This window comes from Paenibacillus sp. NPDC058367 (assembly GCF_042723305.1).
Classification (GTDB): domain Bacteria; phylum Bacillota; class Bacilli; order Paenibacillales; family Paenibacillaceae; genus Paenibacillus_AQ.
On the sequence record NZ_JBHXIZ010000001.1, the window covers coordinates 1,044,379 to 1,066,464 of the forward strand.

General features: G+C 42.7%; 16 protein-coding genes. 6 read left to right on the top strand and 10 right to left on the bottom strand.

Annotation, left to right across the window (positions count from 1 at the left end):
- Window positions 1–3: 3 nt before the first annotated feature.
- The 4 genes from ACFWMP_RS04855 to ACFWMP_RS04870 form a co-directional block, all read right to left on the bottom strand.
- A complete protein-coding gene (locus ACFWMP_RS04855; RefSeq protein WP_042126167.1) occupies window positions 4–1,203 on the bottom strand; it encodes a saccharopine dehydrogenase family protein in 1,200 nt (399 codons plus the stop codon).
- A gap of 283 nt (window positions 1,204–1,486) precedes the next feature.
- On the bottom strand, window positions 1,487–2,863 hold the full coding sequence (locus ACFWMP_RS04860; RefSeq protein WP_379422253.1) for a DUF5808 domain-containing protein: 1,377 nt from the start codon (window positions 2,861–2,863) through the stop codon (window positions 1,487–1,489).
- Window positions 2,864–2,875: 12 nt separating this feature from the next.
- Window positions 2,876–3,280, bottom strand: coding sequence for a GntR family transcriptional regulator (locus ACFWMP_RS04865; protein ID WP_379422255.1), 405 nt, complete (start codon window positions 3,278–3,280; stop codon window positions 2,876–2,878).
- A gap of 71 nt (window positions 3,281–3,351) precedes the next feature.
- Window positions 3,352–4,839 (bottom strand): stalk domain-containing protein, encoded by a 1,488-nt coding sequence (locus tag ACFWMP_RS04870; RefSeq protein ID WP_379422256.1) that lies wholly within the window; start codon window positions 4,837–4,839, stop codon window positions 3,352–3,354.
- Between the two features lie 353 nt (window positions 4,840–5,192).
- On the opposite strand from ACFWMP_RS04870, the gene ACFWMP_RS04875 reads away from it, so the two are divergent.
- Complete coding sequence (locus ACFWMP_RS04875; RefSeq protein ID WP_339246752.1) at window positions 5,193–7,079, top strand: LTA synthase family protein; 1,887 nt, start codon at window positions 5,193–5,195, stop codon at window positions 7,077–7,079.
- A 68-nt stretch (window positions 7,080–7,147) separates the two neighbouring features.
- On the opposite strand, the gene ACFWMP_RS04880 is transcribed toward ACFWMP_RS04875, so the two are convergent.
- Window positions 7,148–8,869: a glycoside hydrolase family 13 protein gene (locus ACFWMP_RS04880; protein WP_379422259.1), complete on the bottom strand. Its 1,722-nt coding sequence runs from the start codon at window positions 8,867–8,869 to the stop codon at window positions 7,148–7,150.
- Window positions 8,870–9,142: 273 nt separating this feature from the next.
- Between ACFWMP_RS04880 and ACFWMP_RS04885 the strand changes: the two genes are divergently transcribed.
- A complete protein-coding gene (locus ACFWMP_RS04885; RefSeq protein ID WP_379422261.1) occupies window positions 9,143–10,138 on the top strand; it encodes a LacI family DNA-binding transcriptional regulator in 996 nt (331 codons plus the stop codon).
- Between the two features lie 39 nt (window positions 10,139–10,177).
- Here ACFWMP_RS04885 and ACFWMP_RS04890 read toward each other — a convergent pair whose 3' ends face one another.
- Together ACFWMP_RS04890 and clpP are read right to left on the bottom strand one after the other, a co-directional pair.
- Entirely contained in the window at window positions 10,178–10,387 is a 210-nt protein-coding gene (locus tag ACFWMP_RS04890) for a hypothetical protein (RefSeq protein WP_231573413.1), read from the bottom strand.
- 18 nt (window positions 10,388–10,405) lie between these two features.
- On the bottom strand, window positions 10,406–10,987 hold the full coding sequence (gene clpP / locus ACFWMP_RS04895) for an ATP-dependent Clp endopeptidase proteolytic subunit ClpP (RefSeq protein ID WP_042186692.1): 582 nt from the start codon (window positions 10,985–10,987) through the stop codon (window positions 10,406–10,408).
- Window positions 10,988–11,169: 182 nt separating this feature from the next.
- Between clpP and ACFWMP_RS04900 the strand changes: the two genes are divergently transcribed.
- Window positions 11,170–12,018: an RNA polymerase sigma factor gene (locus ACFWMP_RS04900; RefSeq protein WP_379422264.1), complete on the top strand. Its 849-nt coding sequence runs from the start codon at window positions 11,170–11,172 to the stop codon at window positions 12,016–12,018.
- Window positions 12,019–12,536: 518 nt separating this feature from the next.
- Window positions 12,537–13,424, top strand: a complete 888-nt coding sequence (locus ACFWMP_RS04905) for an NAD-dependent epimerase/dehydratase family protein (RefSeq protein WP_379422266.1) — start codon at window positions 12,537–12,539, stop codon at window positions 13,422–13,424.
- A gap of 419 nt (window positions 13,425–13,843) precedes the next feature.
- On the opposite strand, the gene ACFWMP_RS04910 is transcribed toward ACFWMP_RS04905, so the two are convergent.
- Window positions 13,844–15,526 (bottom strand): methyl-accepting chemotaxis protein, encoded by a 1,683-nt coding sequence (locus tag ACFWMP_RS04910; RefSeq protein ID WP_379422268.1) that lies wholly within the window; start codon window positions 15,524–15,526, stop codon window positions 13,844–13,846.
- A gap of 346 nt (window positions 15,527–15,872) precedes the next feature.
- On the opposite strand from ACFWMP_RS04910, the gene ACFWMP_RS04915 reads away from it, so the two are divergent.
- Window positions 15,873–16,802, top strand: a complete 930-nt coding sequence (locus tag ACFWMP_RS04915) for a MerR family transcriptional regulator (protein WP_379422270.1) — start codon at window positions 15,873–15,875, stop codon at window positions 16,800–16,802.
- Between the two features lie 73 nt (window positions 16,803–16,875).
- Here the strand turns inward: ACFWMP_RS04915 and ACFWMP_RS04920 are convergent, their stop codons facing one another.
- The gene (locus ACFWMP_RS04920; RefSeq protein WP_379422272.1) at window positions 16,876–20,967 is read right to left on the bottom strand and encodes a choice-of-anchor I family protein; all 4,092 of its coding nucleotides are present in this window, start codon (window positions 20,965–20,967) and stop codon (window positions 16,876–16,878) included.
- Window positions 20,968–21,059: 92 nt separating this feature from the next.
- The gene (locus tag ACFWMP_RS04925) at window positions 21,060–21,518 is read right to left on the bottom strand and encodes a DUF2798 domain-containing protein (RefSeq protein ID WP_042186683.1); all 459 of its coding nucleotides are present in this window, start codon (window positions 21,516–21,518) and stop codon (window positions 21,060–21,062) included.
- Between the two features lie 137 nt (window positions 21,519–21,655).
- Between ACFWMP_RS04925 and ACFWMP_RS04930 the strand changes: the two genes are divergently transcribed.
- Window positions 21,656–22,072: a MarR family winged helix-turn-helix transcriptional regulator gene (locus ACFWMP_RS04930; RefSeq protein ID WP_379422274.1), complete on the top strand. Its 417-nt coding sequence runs from the start codon at window positions 21,656–21,658 to the stop codon at window positions 22,070–22,072.
- The last annotated feature ends 14 nt before the right edge of the window (window positions 22,073–22,086 follow it).

Genomic DNA, 22,086 nt, shown 5'->3' on the forward strand with positions numbered 1-22,086 from the left:
GCCTTAGTCTAACAGCGTTGGCGAGAAATCTTCTTGCCAAGGCAGACCATGTTTATTTAAAGCTTCCATGAATGGATCTGGATCGAACTCTTCAACGTTGAATACGCCCGGCTTCTTCCAGATACCTTTTATAATTAACATCGCTCCGATCATTGCAGGAACGCCTGTAGTGTAAGAAATGGCTTGGGAGCCAACCTCTGCATAGCACTCTTCATGATCGCAAACATTGTATACATAATAAGTTTTTGGCTTTCCGTCTTTAGTTCCTTGGATGATACATCCAATGTTCGTTTTGCCTTTTGTTCTTGGTCCCAAAGAAGCTGGGTCCGGTAAAATAGCCTTCAAGAATTGCAGAGGAACGATCTCTTTTCCTTCATACATGATAGGCTCGATAGAAGTCATGCCCACATTCTCAAGCACTTTCAAGTGAGTCAGGTAATTCTGCGAGAAGGTCATCCAGAAACGGATCTTCTTTACACCCTTAATGTTAACGGCCAAAGACTCTAATTCTTCATGATACAAAAGATAAATATCTTTTGGTCCAATTTCCGGAAGATCGTATACTTTTTTCTCGGAAAGCGGTGCAGTTTCAATCCACTCGCCATTCTCGAAATAGCGGCCATTGGCTGTAATTTCACGAATATTGATTTCAGGATTAAAGTTTGTTGCAAATGGATATCCGTGATCACCAGCATTGGCGTCTACAATATCAATGGTATGAATCTCATCAAAATAGTGCTTTTGAGCGTAAGCTGTGAACACGCCCGTTACACCTGGATCAAATCCACTACCAAGCAACGCGGTAAGGCCTGCTTTTTCGAATCTTTCTTTGTAAGCCCACTGCCAAGAGTATTCAAATTTCGCTGTATCTTGTGGTTCATAGTTGGCAGTATCCACATAATGCACTCCTGTTGCCAGGCACGCATCCATGATTGTCAGGTCCTGATATGGGAGAGCGACATTAATAACGACATCCGGCTCAAAGCTCTTGATCAGTTCAATGACTTCGTCCGTATTATCTGCATCGACCTGAGCAGTAGAAATCTTCGTGCGGCCTCCGGCTAATTTATCTTTCAGAGCGTCACATTTCGCGACAGTTCTGCTAGCTATGCAGATCTCTTCAAATACATCCGGGTTCTGGCAGCATTTGTGAACAACAACACTGGAAACACCGCCAGCGCCAATAATTAACGCTTTTCCCAAAATAAAAACCTCCTAAAATTCCATTTGCAAAATCAACAAGGCTGATTATACATAATATTTTTGAATAAATCAATAAAAACCGACAAAAAATGATGTTTATTGTGTAAAATCTTCAAGGATTCTTGTTAATACTCTTGAATGCTCATATTTCCTCGATTATCCACCTATATATCTAATGAAAATCGCTGGAATGGAGTAAATTTCCGGAAACTAGGACAACTAGATTATTCTATCACAATAGGGGGCTACTTCATACGTTTTATTTTAAGTTCAATGAGAAACCTCACCACCCTTTCAACTCCGCGTAGAGACGTTTAGTTTCAGTGGCATCCTTATTGTTGTAAAGCACATATATATCTGACAATTTGATCACAATGTACGGCGGAGAATTTTTCACAAGATAGACCTTACTTTTTCCAAACCCGTCAAACTTAAAGTTTCCAATGGCTACTGTATCCGTCGCAACACCATTTGTTCTTCGGCCTCTTGGTAAGCTGTCCACAAGCGTCAGTTCTTGCACATCCTTCATGGCAAAGCTGTAATTGTACATCGGATATTCAATCGAGACCCTTCCATTTGTATCTGTAGTTAAGGTAGGTGTTGAGAAATCAGTCTGAACGCCCATCCAACCCGTCCCGATCAACAGCAATGCAACGAATACAAAGAGGCCGTAATATATACTCTTACCCGTTTTTGTCCCAATATTAATCGTAGTACCAATCCCAAGACGCTTCGGAACCATAACAGAGCGATCATTGGGGTTATTATACGTTGTCCCATTAATCCAATATTCATCATCATCCGTGTAAAGTATCTCATGATCACCTTTTAGCAGCGCAGCTTCAAGTTGTTTCAATTTATTATGTACATAAAAAATACCTGTCACCGGAATAACGGAGAAAAAGAAGACCCCCAAACTCCATACTATAGATGAAGCCGCTCCATTTAAGGATAAGGAATACACCGAAATTACGGCGATACAGCTATTGATGATCGCCATGCCAAACCATAGCAAGGACCAGTATCTGCGATTAGCCTGGTTAAGCAGGATATTAGTCTCGCTGTTATGCGTGTAAACTTTAGGCTTCATTCGATTAAAGGAGATAGCAATAATACAGAAAAATACGGTCAACCCTAACGCTATGCCACCAGCCATTCGAAGAATTTCAATACTATCCTCCGGAACTGGAATCATAAAAGATAACGCAGCAATCAGTGCAGGGATTATGTACCAGTATAAAGAAAGACTCATTTTCTTTTTTAGCAGAGATAGCTTGGTATCCATTCGAACCATTCGCTTCTCTCCCACGAACCACTCATTTTCCCGTTTCAGTTCTACCGCTGCACGATGTGCCTTGAGGAATGGAATTCGAAGCAGAAGCATCATTCCACACGTCCAAACATAAAAAAAGATCAGTGTGAAAGAGAGATAGGAGCTTAAGAACAAGATAGGAATCAAAGCCAGAACTGATAGGAGTCCATATTTTTTATACCTCTTCTCAGTTGAAATTTGCAGTTCGCGCAGACGTTCATCCTCAAGAGCAAACACCGGCAGACTAACCCCAAACCACAGATTATCCTTCAGCTTCAAAGTACTCATATACGTAAAAAACAAAATAACTAAAATAAATATAGCTATACAAAAGAAGACGATAGCCATCTGAGTGTCCCCCTAGTCCGTGATAGATGTAGACTTAAACGATACGGATGAAAAGATTCCGGCACACATTTGCATAAACTCCTCCCGCCCAATCCCTTTTACACTTGCCTCCGAGATGACTAACCGTAGTTCATTTTCCAGCTTCTCCTTAAACTCTGGCTGTCCATTCCCTATCGGAGCAACTGTAGCACCATGCCTGCGATCTATCGATATGAAGCCTTCATTCTTCAAAATCGCGTACGCTTTGTTCACGGTCATTGCATTTATCCCTAAATCTTCAGCCATTTGGCGCACCGTCGGTAATTTCTCCCCATCCGCCAGTTCACCTGAGCCTATTCCAATCACGATCTCATTACGAAGCTGTACATAGATTGGCGTATCACTGTTAAAATCAAGCGTAATAATCATATTATCCATCCATTCAAAAAAAGTATTATTTGTATTAGTTATACTAATACAAATAATACTTAATGTCAAAATACTCCTATTTAATTGGAATGAATTTGAACAGCATAAGCTTCGGCATCCCATTCTACCTTAGCGCCTAACATTTCACTCACCAGTCTTAAAGGTACATATACACTATCATTAATAAAGACTGGCTTTTGATCTGTGGCTATCACTTTTCCATTCACTGTCGTTTGTCCATTAACCGAATTTAAGATCAGCGTAGTAGAGGTAGATTCCTTCACGGCAATAACTGATCTCGATGGAACGTCCCAACGTACATCCACTCCCATTTGCTGAAATATTCCTCTTAAAGGAACGTAAGTAGAATTGTTGAGCAGTAAAGGAGGCATGGTCAGATCCATTTTACTATTGTTCAACAGGACCTCTATCGATTTCTTCACGGGCTGAGGCGTGTCAATCATAAAATCTCTAACCCCCAACCCAGTCTGTCCAAATTCATTCGTCCCCCATGCAAGAACATGACCGTCTTTTAAGAGCACATAATGATTTCTGTTCCCGCTGGTAATCGAAACTGCATTTTGAATACCACTAATCTGTTTAACATTCATCTTATTCTTATCGCCAACTGTCCACTGCCATACGGTCCCATCGGCTTTTACTGCAGAGTCCGTTGTCATCGATACGACATCAGTGAGTCCTGGAATCTGAATCGGCTGTAAAGTTCCACCCGGATTCATATCTGTGTAATTATTCCATAACCAAACGGTACCATCCCATCTCAAAGCTACTCCACTCCACCCATCAGTATCAACAGCTCTGTACTCCCCGCCGCCTTTAAGTAGGGTAGGCTTTAGAACCGCATCCTTTTTAATGCCTCTAGTTTTAGATGAGCCCCATACCCACACCTCTCCGCCGTTCCCAAGTGCCACTGAATTATTCGATCCTGCAGCTATAGCTAAAATGGAGGGTAGTCCTTTCACCTGCACCGGTGTTAGCCCGTTTTTCCCCGAATTATCACCGAGTTCTCCTTGCTCATTGCCTCCCCACGCCCATACCGTTCCGTCTTTTCGAAGCGCTAAGCTATGTGTGTCTCCTGCTGAAACAGAAATCACATCCGTTAGCCCCTTCACTTGAACCGGCTCTACAAGGACTGTCGAGGACTGCGCTCCAGTGCCAAGTTGTCCATGTTCGTTCCCCCCTACTGCCCACACTGTTCCATCGTCTTTCAACATCAAATTATGACGGTAGCCACCTGAAACTTGCTTAACATGATCGATGCGCATTTTGACTGGAGTATACGCTGGCGTGGTTGCCCCATTACCAATAGAACCGTATCCACCCCCCCAAGCCCAGGCTGTTCCATCCGCAGTGATGGCATAAGCGCTCCTATCCCCCGCATCCAGCCCTGTGATGCCAGACAATAACTTCTTTTCATCCGGGAAATTCACAACACTGTCCGCTTTTACTATTAATGGTGAGGCTGTAGCTAGGATAATAGCTGCCCCAACAACTACAATACCTATTCGTCTTATCTGAATTTTAATGCTTGAAATTTGTCTTCCCACTTAAGATCACTCCTTTTAGAATCGGTAGGGTCAAACTGTTGATCTGCAACAATAAGGACCCCCAATGTATTCAATCTTCTTATATAGACTGTGGAATATTATGTAAAGTTGCGAGAAGCTGTAATTTTTTAAATCAATTTATACTCATTTAACCTGTAGTTTAGGATTGAAGCTGATTTTAACTGTTTATATGGCATAAATCGCTTGTTGCTGCGCTCTAGGTCTCTCGTCCGTCTTTTGACACACTAAAACTTCAAGAGCATAATAAGCATCGGCATATTGCAACGGATTCCCACAACATACAGAGTTATGCAGGATTTTAGTTTGTTTTGCACCAGAGAGGATGATTACGAGTGAAAAAAGATTTTCAAATAAAAAACAAGCCCTTTCTAATTTTTAGCTTTATCCTGCTCTTAAAATGCGCAGTGGCCTGGTTCGTAGTATTTAGTGACGGCCCTAATTGGAGCATGCTGCTCACAGAGATCCCGTTCTTCTTTATCGTCTTTGGACTCATTGAATGGATGGCTTCCAAACGGAAGTTTCTGTATTACATGATTGCGAACTTATTAATTTCAGTGATTTATTTTGCCGTCCTGATGTATTACAAATATTACGGCGTAATTGCTACTTACCATGCTTTGCAACAGGCAGATAAGGTAACCAAGGTCGGAGAAAGCACATACTCCTTGCTGGATCCATACTATTTGTTCATTTTTGTGGATATTGTAGTCTTCATGTTCTTCATGTTCCGTCCCAAATATATTGCGATCTGGAAAGATAGAGGCATGAACCGGCGTATGAACCGAACTGCCTTGCTTGGGATCATCAGTGTTTCACTTGCGATCTGTGTCTTTAATATTTGGCCGAATCATGCCAGTATGAACGAGAACAAAAAGGCAGAGCGTATGGGGATTCTCAATTACGAGGTATATACCATTTTTGCCGACACCACAGAAAAGAAAGAAATGATCGACAGCAAAGAAATTACGCAGCAGTCTGTGGACGCTACAAAGGGGATTACGGAGCCAGTCTCTCCAAAGTATTGGGCAGCGGCTCAAGGTAAAAATCTCATTGTAGTGCAAATGGAATCTTTTCAGAATTTCCTGCTTGGCTTAAGCATTGACGGACAGGAAGTAACTCCCAATCTAAATAAACTTATTTCAAGCGAACATTATTTCAATAACTTCTATACAAATGCGGGGCAAGGAACAACATCGGATGCTGAGTTTGTTGTGAACACCTCTCTATATGTTCCTCATCACGAAGTAGCCACTTCGTCCAACTATATGACTAAGGAACTTCCAAGTCTGCCTAAGCTGATGAAAGCTAATGGATATAACACGGCCACCTTTCACACCAATAGCGTAGAATTCTGGAACCGCAAAACCTTATACAAGGTGCTAGGCTTTGATAAATACTACGATCAGTCCTTCTATGGAGATGATGATCATATCGCATTTGGATCTTCCGATGAGGTGCTGTATGCCAAGACCGTTCCTGAATTAGTCAAAATGGATGCGGAAGACGATCCTTTTTACGCGATGGTCATTTCAATGAGCGCTCATCACCCTTATAAAATGCCAGAATCTAAATTTAAAATGACGTTGCCTAAACGGTACGAAGGGACCTTAGTCGGCGACTATATTTTAGCCCAAAATTACGCAGATTACGCTATGGGACAATTCCTAGATCAATTAAAGTCCAGCGGGTTATGGGAAGATAGCGTTATTGTCTTTTATGGAGATCATCAAGGTGTATCACTGTATTCCCTTGACGGCAATGAGAAATCATTAATGGAGGAAATGGTCGGACACGAGTATGGATATACCGATATGTTCAACGTTCCTTTCATAGTTCATGCCCCGGGCATAGACCAACCTACTGTGTATACCCAAACTGGCGGTCAGATTGACATCTTACCAACCGTAGCTAATCTGTTAGGGATTTCTATGAAGGACCAGCTCCACTTCGGAGAAGATCTGATGAATCAACAGACCAATCTGCTACCTGTTAGACATTTTCTTCCTACTGGTTCTTTTATTAATGACACAAGCTTGTACTTGACTGGTGTCGATTACGATGATGGAAATAACTATAACCTAATCGACGGCTCTGAAACTGAGGGCGGTTCGACACAAGCGCAATTTGATGCCGTTCAGCGGCTCCTGAATATGTCTAATAGTTATATTCTGCAACGGCCGGATTTATCTTCTACCGATGATGGCGAACAGAGCAAATAATTGATATTCAATAAAAAGAATGCCCCTTAGCCATTGGCCGAGGGGCATTCTTGCGTTTATTAAAATAATTAAACCGTTGTTGCAGGCACACTCTTAAGAATTGCCTCTTGCTCTACAGGCGTGTTAACCAGCATATACACACGAGATTCGTAAGGGCGTAATGCCACTGTCTCGATCTTCTCGGCAGGGTCAACTTCATAGTTATTCAACAGCAACTCACTGGAGTCAAATTCCAACTCAAACGGAAGGTCGAACAGCGCTTCCTCTGAAGTCAAGTTTGACATGACCAGTAATTTCTCATTGCCAAGTGTACGAGTATAAGCGTAGATTCGTTCATCTTCAGGCAGGATCAAATCATAGGTTCCATAAACGGTAATAGGATTAGCGGCCCGAAGTGCGATTAGCTTTTTATAATGATGGTAGATGGAATCAGGGTCCTGCTTCGCACGCTCCACATTGATCTCCGTGAAATTAGGATTGACCTTCATCCAAGGCTTGCCGCTACTGAAACCAGCGTTCTCAGAGTCATCCCATTGCATTGGCGTTCTAGAATTGTCGCGACCGTTCTTCCAGATAACCTCCATTACTTCTTCATGTGATTTTCCGGCTTCTGTCTCTAAACGATACAGGTTCTTCATCGCTACATCATCATAATCATCCATGGAATCAAATCGTACATTAGTCATCCCAATTTCTTGACCTTGATAAATAAACGGTGTTCCTTGCATTAGGAAATACATTGTAGCCAGCGATTTGGCCGATGTCTTCCAATACTCGCCATCATTTCCCCAAGTGGAAACTGAACGTGGTTGGTCATGATTCTCGATAAATAATGCATTCCAGCCTCTACCCTCAAGACCTTTTTGCCAGCGGGAAAGTGCTGATTTCAGCTGCAGAACATCCAAGCCACCCGTAACACTCTTATTCCAAAGAGCTAAATGCTCGAATTGAAAAATCATATTGAATTTGCCCTGCTCCTCGCCTACCCACATTTCCGCTTGATCGACACTAACACCACTCGCTTCACCAACGGTCATAATGTCATAACGATCAAATGTTTCCTGTTTCAGCTCCTGAAGAAAATCGTGAATTCCTTCCCGATTCATATGACCCGCGCCGGACGAAATGAACGGAAGATTATCTGGATTTGGCAGATCAGGAAGACCTGGAATTTTCTTAATATGTGAAATAGCATCCACTCGGAAGCCGTCGATCCCTTTATCTAGCCACCAATTGACCATACCGTATAATTCCTGACGTACTTCAGGATTCTCCCAGTTGAGGTCAGGCTGTCTTTTGGAGAAGACATGCATGAAATATTGCTCTGTAGCAGGGTCAAGCTCCCAGATCGAACCGCTGAAAATACTCTCCCAGTTATTCGGTTCCTTTCCGTCCTTAGGATCTCTCCAAATATAATAATCACGTTTAGCATTATCCTTGCTTGAACGTGCTTCAACAAACCAAGGGTGTTCATCTGAAGTATGGTTTATGACAAGATCCAGAATCAGCTTCATGCCCCGTGCATGAACCTCGCTTAATAGCTGATCGAAATCAGCCATACTGCCGAACTCCGCCATAATATCCTGGTAATCTGAAATATCATATCCATTATCATCGTTCGGGGATTTATAAATAGGACAGATCCAAATGACATTAATACCAAGGTCCTGTAAATAATCAAGTTTTGAGATGACTCCCTGCAGATCTCCAACACCATCGCCATTGCTGTCCATAAAGCTCCGTGGGTAAATTTGATACGCTGTGGCTTCTTTCCACCATGTTCTGTTCAATGTATGCAGCTCCTTCGTATTCATATACCCTCTTAGGAAAATATTTTCCTATTTAATTCACGAATTAGTGATTTTTCATAAAAAAACTTAAGACTATCGACTAAAAAACTATCTATTTAGGGTTTATTTAAGGAAATTATTTTCCTATGCGATCATTATAGGATCTTTTATTTTCCTGGTCAATAACAATCTTTTGGATTCTTGAAGCTATCCGTGATATGCTTGCGATATATTCTAGAACGAATACAAGATTGGAAAGTTATGGTGATATTCTTGAAGGTAAAAATTAAAGATATAGCCAAAATGGCTGACGTTTCAATAGCTACCGTTTCAAGGGTTGTCAATAACAGCAAACCGGTAAACGAGGAAGTTCGTAAGCGTGTATTAGAAGCCATGAAACAAATGAATTACCGTCCTAATGTCATCGGTTCAGATGTAGGTAGACCGGATACACCTCTGATTGGTGTCATTATTCCGCAGAACAGTAATACCGTGCTTGATGATTTCAATATTGGCATACGTGATCTCGCCGAGCTATATGGTTATGATGTTTTGGTCGGGTTAACAGACGGAAGTGTTAATAGTGAACTTCATTATTTGAACTTATTCCACCATATGGGGACTGAGGGTTATATATATGTAGGCTCGGTTCCGAGTAAGGAGCATTTGGAGATTATCCAGAAATCCGGGTCACCTTGCGTGTTAGTTGGAGAACAATCTCAGATTGATACGATCCCTTCTGTCCATCTGGATAATGTTACCGCTTCCTATGAAGCCGTTACTTATCTGATTCAAAAAGGACATAGAAGTATCGGCATGATCCGGGTATCTGGAGATAATGCAGTGGGTGGCGATCGATATCGCGGCTATCAACAAGCGCTTATGGATGCAGGCATTACCTTAAGAGAAGAATGGGTAGTAGAAAGTGGAATGGCCGTAGAAGATGGAAGTGACGCTATGCGCCGGATTAAGGATAGCGGGGAGCTGCCTACTGCGGTTTTTTGCTCCACAGATTGGATAGCTGTAGGGGCGATGAATTTTCTGATCGATAACGGTATTCGGGTGCCAGAGGATGTTGCGGTGTTCGGATTCGATAATAGCTTTATCGCTTCTGTCGTTCGTCCCAAGCTGTCCTCGGTGGAATACTCTGGAACGGAGATTGGAATGACTGCTACCCGAACTTTAATCAAGCTGATTAAAGGGGAGACTGGTATTCAGCATCATGCAAATGTAGCTCATTATTTGGCGATTCGTGAAAGTACGGGTTAGGGAAAGCTTCCCTAACCCTATTTTTAAATCTGATAATGGTTATTGTGTAAATCCTACACGGGCGCGTTCCCGTCCTTTAGTATCTAGTGTGATGGAACAGACGGAAGTCATGGGAATATAAAGCTCCTCAAATTCTGTCCGATATTTAATAAACTTCTCAGTTACCGTTTCCAAAATGCCTTTTCTAGCGTTAGAGCCATCTACAAAATAAATGGTTACCTCTTTGCCCTGCAAAGCTTCCAGCATCATTCACTTCACTCCTTCGACTTACAGATTTGTGATAACTTTGTCGATAATCCCGTACTCCACTGCTTCCTCGGCTGACATGAAATAATCCCGATCCATGTCTTGTTGTACCTTCTCCACCGTCTGTCCGGTTCGGTCCGCTGTAATCTGGACAAGCACTTCCCGTAGCTTCAAAATACGTTTGGCTCTAATCGCAATATCACTGGCCTGCCCCTGCGCACCACCATGTGGCTGGTGAATCATAATCTCACTATTAGGCAGCGCATAACGTTTACCTTTAGCCCCAGCTAACAATAGAAGTGAACCAAAGGAAGCCGCCATACCTGTGCAGATCGTATTTACTTGCGGTTTAATGAGCTGCATTGTGTCATAAATACTTAATCCCGCTGTTACGGAGCCCCCTGGACTATTGATATACATGTGTATATCTTTATCTGGATCCTCAGCTGATAAGAACAGCAACTGGGCAACAACACTATTCGCTAATTGATCCTCAATCTCCGCCCCTACAAACACAATTCGGTCCTTTAAGAGCCGCGAATAAATATCGTAGGATCTTTCCCCTTGATTCGTTTGTTCAATGACATAAGGAATGTACGCCATGCGTATGCGACCTCCATCCGTTTATTTTATTTGAAATCTACCCTGTAAACGGATTAGTCTATGGATAGGATACGTTAAGCGGGCAAAATATTATTTTTATTATTGCGTATCTTAATTTGGAGCTCATTCGTTTATTATTAGAAGTAACCGAAAGCACTTTACCGGAAAAGGGGTTATGCAGAGTGATCAGCCTTGAGAAGCTTAGCGCCGGCCATGAACCGGATGAGAATCATACCACGTCTTTGCAAATGGCCCTGAAGCGGTATTGCCTTGCACTGACACAATCCCCGTGGGAAGCCGAAGATTTGGCTCAGGATACGTGGGTCAAAGCACTGGGCTATATGAAGACTTCCAAACATTCGAAGCTGAAGAGCGATATGAACGATACAAGTCAAATGAACAATAATTCAGAACATACAAGTCGTACGAATTTCAGCTTGCTAACGAATCATCCGAATCCTGAGGCGCTACTCCTGCGGATTGCCAGAAATACCTGGACAGATATTATGCGGCGAAAAGCCACGTTGTCACGAGTGCTGGAAATGGATCAACCACGGACAGAGGAAGCAGCAGGGTATGGTTTATTTGAGATTGAGGCTGCTTTTCAAGCCTTACAGAAGCATCTGTCTCCACTGCAGCAAGCGGTGTTCCTGCTCCGCGATGTTTTCGAGCACTCCGGAAGCGAAGCTGCCGAAATCCTCGACACCACAGAAGGAGCCATCAAAGCTGCTCTGCATCGAGCCCGCCAAGCCCTCCCTGCAGTCAGACAAGAGCTTCTTCAATCTAACGGCCCCTCCATACTACAGGATACGGAACTACAGATTGCCTTGAATCGTCTTGCATCCGCCTATGAACAAGGACAAATCCCCGAGTTGATTGAGCTTGTCCTTGCGGATGAAAGTCAAGACACTGTAATGGCCGTGTCCAGCCAAAGCTTCCAGAGCTTCCAAAGAATTCAACCTTTCCAATCTGGCGGATTCAGCTCTATGGGCTGGAACTATTCCGAGCCAGGAATGCGGATGGTGGCTTAGTCTTTCGTGACGCTATTTCGTAATACTGGAGTAAGCTTAGCTAAATGAAGCACATTACGTTACGTTATAACCGAACAAATATTAGTTTTGAAAAGTGTGAGTTTGATGAGATAGGTATGTTTTGTATGTTTTGTGAGTTAGGTCAGTTTGATGAGTTGTATAGTTGGGTGATGTTTTAGCTTTGAGCTAGTGACGTTGCAAAATGTGCAACAGAATCCATGAAATCAACGCTAAAAAACGAATCTACTGCACTATCTGCAATAGATTCTTAATAAAAGTGACTTATAAGTCGATTTCTCATCTTTTGATTGTATAAAGTGCAATAGAATCAAATTATGTCCTATATAGTTTAAATTCTATTGCACAAAGTACAATCACACTAATGAAATCTCCTCACATATCTTTATGCTTCATTCATCACCACTCATCACTCTTTAAGGTACAATTCCCCTGCTTTCTACGGAAACCTTTAATTAGACTTATAAATAAACATTAATGTTAGTTAGGAGTGATATTTTATGAGGAAAATTCTTATCTTAGGCGGCACGCGCTTTTTTGGAAAAAGGTTAGTTGAACGATTGCTACAAGATTCCGTAAACGATGTAACGATACTTACACGCGGGGAAACTAGCGATTCCTTTGGAGATCTCGTTCACCGGATCCATGCGGACCGTTTCCAAGCAAACGAGCTCGCTCAGGCGGTAGGAGATACACTATGGGATGTCGTGTTCGATAATATTTGTTATTCACCGGACGAAGCGGATCAGGCACGCCGGATTTTTGATGGTAAAACGAAACGGTATATCCTCACCTCAAGTTTATCCGTCTATGATTTCAGCGAAGAAGCGCTGACCGAGGACATTTTCGATCCTGAAACTTACCCTATCCGCCACGGAGGGCGAAATGATTTCACCTATCAAGAGGGAAAAAGACTGGCGGAAGCCGTCTTCATGCAGCAGGCTACCTTTCCAGTCGCTGCGGTTCGCTTTCCAATTGTGCTGGGCATAGATGATTATACGCGAAGACTTCATTTTCATATTGAGCATGTCCGTAATGAGTTGCCGATTGGTATACCGAATCCCGAAGCACATATCTCCTTTATCCGTTCGGATGAAGCTGCTGATTTCCTATATTGGCTAGGCTGTAGCTCTACTATGACAGGACCGTTCAACGCTTGCTCAGACGGTACGGTTAGAATTAAGGATATTCTCACAATGATTGAAGAAGAAACAGAGAAACACGCCATCATCCAGAAGCAAACCGCAGACGAGCATATGTCACCCTTCGGAATTGAACAATCCTGGTTTATGGATACGACAAAAGCCCGGTCGGCGGGATACAAGTTTCTCAATCTAAAGAATTGGCTCCCAGAGCTAGTTAGCTCTCTGAACAAAACCTACGAGTAATAACTTCTCCCACACACAAGCCCTCTTCACTCATTCATCTATGTGACAAAAGCTACCCCTAAGTAGATATCTTCTACGAAGGTGGTAGCTTTTTCATTTTACAAAACCTCTGCGAACATTTCAGATAACTGCACTCTATACAACTAAATCGGATCGGCCAAGCTTATGTTCGACTTTAGTTGTAATCAGTGCAATTAAAAACTAGCTAAACACCACAACAGTCATTTTCCGGAGAAATAACTGCACTAAGTACAACTAAACACTCTTTAAGGAAAACACATCCTTCAATAGCTGCATTAAATACACTTAAAGTGCAAAAAAGCTAGTTAGAAGAATCTCTCCTCTAAGCTACCTTTTTACGTTACAGAATTAGTGAATCAAGTCGCTTCCGATGTGCGGGCAGTCAATCAAATCTTCCCCTATGCGGAGATTGTCAAATAAGAGCGTTCTTCAGGTGTTTCAGCGCCAGGTGAGTCACTGTCATCCCCAGCGATAATCTCGTCTGCTATGTCCGAATTAATCTTGAAGACGTTGATTTCCTTGAATAATTTTTGCGAAATCTCATTAATCTCAACGGCTTGGCGGGCAATGTCGTGGATCGCGTTGTCCTGCTGCACACTAGAGGCATTCACTTCCTGAACCCCTGCCGCAGTTTCCTCAGCAATGGCAGCTACGTTGTGAACAGACTCTGCGAGTCTACGATTCATAGTCTGTGTCATATCTACCTTGTCATGGATTTGCCCAATCTGCTTACTAATCTCAACGATCGACTGATCTATCGCTTCAAAAGACGACAACGTTTCTGCCACTTTTTGATCCTGCTCTTCAAGGTTTCCTTTAGTCTCCAGCATATATTTCTGAAATTCATCCATCCCTGCTTGCAGCTCGTTAATAATCTGACTGATATGTACGGAGGACTCTTTGGTCTGATCAGATAATTGTCTCACTTCATCTGCTATGACAGCAAAGCCCTTCCCATAAACTCCCGCCCGCGCTGCTTCAATCGCTGCATTTAGTGAGAGAATGTTGGTCTGGTTTGAAATGTTTGTAATCGATTTGGTAATTCTGGAGATATCCTTCGATTGGTCGCTCAATTTGGTTAAAGCAAGATATACTTTATTCACAGACTCACGTGAGTGCTCTGATACCTCGCGCAAAGCGATGACGGACTCGGAACCTTTTCGAGTATTGTGATTAGCCGTTTGACTTGTCGAGAGCATAACCTCAGTATATTCCGTAATTTCATGAACTTCCCTTTCCAATTCCTGAATCAAGCTTGCGCTCTGCTCCGATTGTCCGGCTTGCTGCTCAGCGCCTACAGAGATTTCCTGTATTGTACTTACGATTTCTTGGTTCGTATGAGCGGTAATCGATGAAGATTGTTGAAAAGAGTGCGAATAAGTAGCGAGCGAAGAAGCTACCGATTGGGTCTGCTGAAGCATCTCTCGAACCCGCAACACCATATGGTCGAAATGATGACTCAGACTTCCTAGCTCATCGTTATATGGCGAATTAATCTGCTGACGCAAATCTCCCTCAGCAATTTTACGTAGAGCCACTTGCAGCTTATTTATAGGGTTCAGGAAGGAACGAATAAGCATAACAGCAATAATAAGTGTGAAAATGAATACTAGTATTGCTGCATAAGCCCCCATAGAACTAGTCAGATTTAACAAATCAAAAGAATAGTCTTGAGCCTTCTCTGCATTCTCTGCTGCTGCTGTATATAGTTTCTCATTGGTCTCCAGCATAGCTTTATTCATAGCTAGCGCCTTCGTATGTAGTTCATCTATTCGTTCCAGAACGGCCATGGGATCAAGCTGCTCGTCCTTTAGGGTATTCACTAATCCGTCAAAATAGCCTGTATATCCTCCAACTTGATTATGTAACTGTTCTAACTCCTTAGACGCTGGCGAATCTGCTTCAAACTTCACTTTACCCAATTCTTCCATTAGCTTTGTCTGCTTGTCTTTAAAAGGTTGGGTAAACTCTAAATCGCTAGAACCCGCTAGAGAGGTCTCCACACTGTTCATTTCTTGAAGCAGTTGAGTAATGGTGGATACTGTAATTCTTTTTTCCATCTCCATTTTTTGTGTTTCCATAGAGATTTCTACTTGATTGATTTTATAGTTTTGGTATAGCGCTACCCCTAGAAAGAATAGTACCACGGCAGAAAAACTCAAGATCAACTTCCACTTCATTGATAGATGCATAGACCTAGCCTTCAACAATATCATCCTCCGTATAAAGCCTCATATGGCAATAGGTACTTTTTACTAATATCTAAATTGTAGAAGCTGTACATTAAATACCGGACACAGTTTTGTATGAGAAATGTAAATTTTGTCGAGTACACGTTCACAACTATCCTATTGCAATTGACGTAACGTTAAGTGCTAAAATACTTCTCATAGGGCGCCTTATCAATCAATAGAACGGGAGTTGTCTATGAGTGAATTTGTGACCATTGATAAGCTTTCTACGCAAATCGGACTGACGAGTCGGACGTTGCGTCACTGGGAAGCACAAGGATTATTTGAAAGTCACCGTGAGGCTAGCTCGGGCTGGCGAATTTATGATGAGCACGCAATCCTTGCCATTCAAATCACTGCATTATTAAGAAAGCTTGATATTAGTATTAAAGATATCGGAACCGTTCTAAAGAACATGTCCGTACAGTCCTTGTATGAAACACTTCTTCAGCAATCCGCTTCAATTCATAATGAGAAATCCAAGCTAACACAAAAAGATCGCGAAATCCGCTTCTTATTACAATTAATATCCGCACGTACGGAGGAGTCCATAACTAACCATTTGTTATTAGAGCTGAATGAAGAATCATGCAATACATTGGATGATTTGAATGAGAATGAGGAGGTTCTATCTATGACAACAATTAAACACTCTCCACCTATCCATGTAAGATTCATTACACTTCCAACTATGAGATTTGCTTATAACATTGCAGTCAGTACATCCCCAGAGGATGAAGCTATGCTACCTGTCTTGGAATGGTTGGAAGTTAAACACCTCTTGGGGACGGCACGTTTATTTGGCGGGAATACAAATCCGCATCCTAGTGGTGAGAATAACCCTTATGGCTATGGATTCTGTGCCTCCATTCCTGAAAATGTAGAAATACCAAGCCACCTTAAAGAGATGCGGTTCGACGGCGGTCTCTATGCGATGACGGAAAGCAGTGATGATATCTACGGCTCATGGCAAGCACTGATGAGTTTTTTGGATAATAACCTTGATTATCAAGCTGACCACGATTCAAGATTATGTCTTGAGGAGCATATCCGTAACGATAGTCCCAAAGGCAGCGGAAATGAGTATGTATTAAATCTGCTCGAACCTGTAAAAAAGAGAGCATAAAACAAAACGCTCTCCTTTGCCCATCAAGGCATTGGAGAGCGTTTCTATTGTCATCAAAAAATATGATGATCGCTTAAGATTGACTCAGCTTTAACAGCTTCGCTAACATTTGAGCTATTTCTTCACGAGTCGCTGTATCTTTTGGAGCAAAGTTAAGCCCCGTACTTTCTGCAACAGGCTTGCCTGAAATAATCCCTGCCTGCTGAGCAGCTGCGGCTGCTTCAAGAGCATAAGAGCTTATCGACTTCTGATCCGCAAAAGCTGAACTGTCGCCACTTACAGGCAATGTCCAGTTCATAGCTTTCGCTAATCGCACGATCATGACAGATAGCTGCTCACGAGTTACATTAACCCGAGGATTGAACTGTCCATCACTCACGCCGGTAACAATTCCCTTGCGATTAGCCCACGCTACCGCTGCCGCATAATAATCGTCAGCCTTAACATCTGTGAAGTTTCCTGCTCCTTCTGCGCCCAGATTAACACCAGCCAATCGAGCTAGGAGCAAGGTAACATCTGCTCTGGTTAGTTGACTCTTAGCTCCGAACTTACCTTCACCAATGCCGGTAATTACATCACGAGCTGCCAAATACGTAATAGAATCTTTAGCAAAGCTGCTGCCAATATCAGAGAAGCTCACTTTGTTGTACCCTACTGCATACGTGGAGAATTGTGAAGTTTGGAAATTCAGTTGTCCCTTTGCTGCGTTATAGCTACTGCCTGCTAGTACAACCGCTTGCCCCGCATTCGTCAAATCATAAGCTACGACTGCATTAGCATCTTCATTTGCTCCTAGTGTATACGGCACTGTTATTGTCGCAAAACCAGTACCTAGATTAGATAGACGCTGACTGCCAGCGGAAATCGCCAGGTTTATTACTGGACGACTGCCAACCACAGCCTGAGCTTTGCCTTTCCCATCCGTGTCCACACTGCCGATGGACAGCTTAATGTCCTCACCCTTTGCTGCTGTGTGCACAGCCAAGAGTGCATTACGATCCAATGTTATCGTACTAGCTCCTGCTTCAACTACAACTGACTTTGCAGTACTACCTGTAAGTGCCGCAAAAGCACTCGATGGGAAGTTAAGTAGAACTTCACCTGAAGCTGCATTAACCTTAGAGCGGAATATCAACTGACCATTAGCATCATTCGCCAGAGACTTAAGTCCCTCTGTAACCATATCCAAAGTAACGGAGGCAACTAACTTACCTTCTGCATCCGCTGAAGCCTTAACCTCTACGACAATCTTATTACCTTCTGTGGTTACAGCTGGTGTTGTCGCCTGTTTAACTGGATCTTTAGTCGTTACCGTTGTACCAGGTCCCGGATTTGAAATCACCGGATCTGCTGCAGATACGGTCACAGTAGATTCAGCTACGCCATAACCATCTGCGCTATAGGCGGAGATAACCGCTGTCCCCTTTGCCAAGGGAGTGACCTTTCCGTTGTTATCAACGGAAGCAACACTTGGATTCGAAGAACTCCAAGTTACCACATTCGATCCACCCTCAGCAGGAACTACGCTAGCCTCAAGCGTTGCTGAAGCTTCGCCAACCTTCAATGACAAAGAAGTCCGATTCAGTGTTACCTTCGAGACATTCAATTGATAAATGGCCACCGTACCACCAACTTCATTCGCTACGAGTACTAATGGCAATCCAGTCGGGCTTGATGTTGCCGAAATAAATTCGATACCTTCTGGACCAGTGTCCGTTTCAATGGTGTTCGCAGGTGTGAATTGACGTGTATTAATATAGTTCACAAAATTCGGTTCCTCTGGATTCGTCACATCATAAGTCATCAGACCACCGATTCGCTCAAGACCAATAAAGGCCAGCGCTTTTTGTCCAACCTTGCCTACCTTGACATACTCAGGCTCAGGTCCTTTTTTGGTACTACGGTTATCCATGGTCGTGTTACTGTTGCTTGCATTGAAATATTCTGGCAGGCGTTCTCCGGTAATCTTTTCAAAGTCGCTGCCACTATCGTAGACCTGTTCCATCGAATCTGCTTCCCAAACGGAAAATGAACGGCCACCGTACAAGTAAATTCCATCATTGCCCATGTCAGACATAACTTCTACACTATCATATTTATCTTTATTTTTATTCAGAAACTTAGCCGCATCTGATTCCGGATCTAATGAGCCCTTCATTTTTTTGACTGAGCTCACGTTCACTTTACTATCCCATTCCGTTGCGTCACCTTCGTTGGCCGTGAACAGATAACTTTTACCTCCGACCGTGTACTGATCTATACCATCAGGCATATACGTACCGAAGAATGGAACATTTTCTAAATTCACTTTATTATCTTTTACCAGGTCCAGAGCATTGTTAGGAAGGCTTAAATCCTTGAAACCTAATCCTTTAACCCATAGAACCTGCTTGGAGGCAATATCGATGGCAGCAATAGCATTATTCTCTTGAAGCGCTACATAAGCAATGGTCTGGTCATCAGAAAGCACCACAAACTCCGGCTCCAGATCACGTATCGCATCCTTTTTTTCGCCTTTGCCCGTAATCTGTTTAGATACCGGATCAGCTACTCCACGAATATGGACAAGATCGTCAATTACATCAGGGTTATCGAACTTCACCTGAATCGAAGTGTCCTTGAGCGTATCAATGATCGTTACACTACCTTCAGGATCACCGACAGTCGTGCGTGGTTCAGCTTCGTCCGCTGTCAAAATGTAACGGCCATCATCGGTATACTTCACCATGTCCGGTTGTACTCCAGCTTCATAAGAAGCCAACAATTTACCATCATAATCGAGTACAAGAACCTTACCGTTCTTCATAGCATCTTCTTCTTGAATGGCTACAGCGATCCGTTTAGTAGCGGTGTTGATATCTACACTCGTCAGGTCTCCGTATGTAAATCCATCCACTTCGGATAGCTGTTCTACGTTAATACTATATTCTTTTTGCGGATTGGAAGGGTCCTTGAGATTCACAATATCGACTGTTGCAGGGTGAGATGAACCATTAACGAGGTAGAACTTGCCGTTATCACGGTTAAACTTCACGATCTCCGCCACGCCGCCATCTTTATTGGTCACGCCTACAGCGTATCCACCGATCTTAGTTACACTAAGTAGATCTGGAGTCAAAGGCGCTGCGGCTTCCGCCACATTCAGTGGTACTATAGCTTCTGTCTTCTTCCGGGGTGTCGAACTGTCATACACTGCGATACTTACGGTGGCCGCCCCTACTTTCGTCGGAGTTCCACTAATATTCCCAGATGCTGCATCCAGTGATAGTCCGTCCGGTAAACCCGTAGCTTCAAAAGAATAAGGCTGTACTCCCCCATAAACGGACAATGTTACCGAATAAGGCGATCCGAGCTTTGCTTCTGAAAGATTCTGAGTTGCGATGCCAAGATCGCCTACATTTATTCCCCATTGTCCATCTGCGCTGTTATGCGGCTTTGCCAAGGCCAGAGCTGAAGCATCTAAGGCATCAAAGCTAATCTGTTTGAAATCTGCTTTATTGTTGTCTGAATCTACGAAATCAACGCGTCGAACAGACTTTTGCTTAGAAGTACCTTCCGCTTTCCCCGTAGGATAGTCCGTCTCGTATCCATCTATCTTAGCATTATCATCATTTGCTGCTACACCAATCATGTCCACGTAACTACTTGACATTGTTTGAAATGGATTCACAACCTGCAGCAAGTCTGTACTGCTTAGCAGAACAACCTTCATGCCTTTGTTATTAAAATACATCCCCGGCCAGGACTGATCGCCTTTGGCACTGATATCGTTTTTGTGATCCTTGTTGTTGGCATCATCGGTGATGAGATAAGAAGAATGAGCTTTAATGGTTCCGTTCAAATCCAACTTGCTCCATTGTCCAGCGAGCTTAGGATCCGAATATTGTACAGACCAACCTACTAAACTCACATCGGAATCGGTTGGGTTATATAATTCAATGTAACCTTTCGAGAAAAATCCACCTGATGCATCGGCAGTGTTACCCCCACCATAAACTTGATTAACAATAATATGAGGAATCTTCACATTGTATTGACCATCTGCCGTATAAGGCGTACCTGATTGAACGGATGCAGCCACTGCTGGACCTGCCATCCAAGCGGAACCTAACAACATCTCAGCTGTAAGCATAAGAGAAACAATAGCTTTACCTGTGGGTTTCAAGTAGATTTTCACTCCTATTGATAGTTTCTATCAATATAGAGTAATAGTATTACCTAACCTGCAGATTTGCGTAATGATGATGTAAACATTCTCTATGCAGTAGCAGGAGTAATTTTCACAAATATAAATCGTGTAAGAGGCCCGACTAATAGAATTTGCAGTGGAAGTGCAACAATGAAATTCTTACCTATCGCAGACAGATAAGCCATCGGTAGTGCTGAGGTGAACCCTACATGAAGAACTGCGCCATAGAAGGACATAAACAGCACCATTCCAGTCACCATAAAAAAGGAGATGAACATGATTTTTTTGATCATCGGATCATTCTCTTTTACCAGCTTATGTGCGATCCCTTTCGCAACTTTCCCTACAACAAAGACATCCAGAATAAATGCAACTACAAACGCAGGTACGTAGCCGATGATCACATCTTTAACTAACGTACCTGACCAGCCCTCCATCAGCGCTACATTGTAAATGCTCATACCCAGCACCATCAAAGCACACATGATGAATGTAAATAATAATGCTTCTTTTTTGTTTCTTCCCATCTTCAAGCTCCTTTTATCTTTCAGTATTGTCAACCTGGATTACAATATCACAGCCATTCCAACTAAGTCAACCAAGTTGACAATGAATACAAATGACTTATACTTGGATTAATGAGCGATGATTTAGGAGTGTTCACATGGATAACCATCTGCAAGAAATGAATCTTATTGATTTACTTAGTGAGAAACATCTAGCCCTACGTAAAATAGTGACTGACCAAGACCCGGATCAAATTAATAAGACTGAATCCCATATCCTAGCAGTTCTTGAAACATATCAAATGCTCACGATCTCGGAAATCAGTAGAATTATTCACATTTCAAGACAGGGTACGCATAAAAGTATTCAAGGACTGTTATCCCGCAACTATGTAGAAGCCGTGGAGGTCAAAGGAAATCAACGTGACAAAAACATCATCCTTACCCAGAAGGGTATCGAATGCAATCAAAGAATGATGATCACCAAAATCGAATTAGAGCAAAGAATCGCTAGCAAGCTTGGGGCAGCTAACGTAGAGCATCTCAAAGCTTTGTTAAAAGAGGAATGGCTCTAAGCTCCAGCAAAAAA

Excerpts from the sequence above, each read along its gene's own strand:
- ACFWMP_RS04925 (WP_042186683.1), bottom strand. The coding sequence starts at position 21,518 with ATGGGAAGAAACAAAAAAGAAGCATTATTATTTACATTCATCATGTGT.
- ACFWMP_RS04915 (WP_379422270.1), top strand. The coding sequence starts at position 15,873 with ATGAGTGAATTTGTGACCATTGATAAGCTTTCTACGCAAATCGGACTG.
- ACFWMP_RS04905 (WP_379422266.1), top strand. The coding sequence starts at position 12,537 with ATGAGGAAAATTCTTATCTTAGGCGGCACGCGCTTTTTTGGAAAAAGG.
- ACFWMP_RS04865 (WP_379422255.1), bottom strand. The coding sequence starts at position 3,280 with ATGGATAATATGATTATTACGCTTGATTTTAACAGTGATACGCCAATC.
- ACFWMP_RS04930 (WP_379422274.1), top strand. The coding sequence starts at position 21,656 with ATGGATAACCATCTGCAAGAAATGAATCTTATTGATTTACTTAGTGAG.
- ACFWMP_RS04860 (WP_379422253.1), bottom strand. The coding sequence starts at position 2,863 with ATGGCTATCGTCTTCTTTTGTATAGCTATATTTATTTTAGTTATTTTG.
- clpP (WP_042186692.1), bottom strand. The coding sequence starts at position 10,987 with ATGGCGTACATTCCTTATGTCATTGAACAAACGAATCAAGGGGAAAGA.
- ACFWMP_RS04890 (WP_231573413.1), bottom strand. The coding sequence starts at position 10,387 with ATGATGCTGGAAGCTTTGCAGGGCAAAGAGGTAACCATTTATTTTGTA.
- ACFWMP_RS04910 (WP_379422268.1), bottom strand. The coding sequence starts at position 15,526 with ATGGAAACACAAAAAATGGAGATGGAAAAAAGAATTACAGTATCCACC.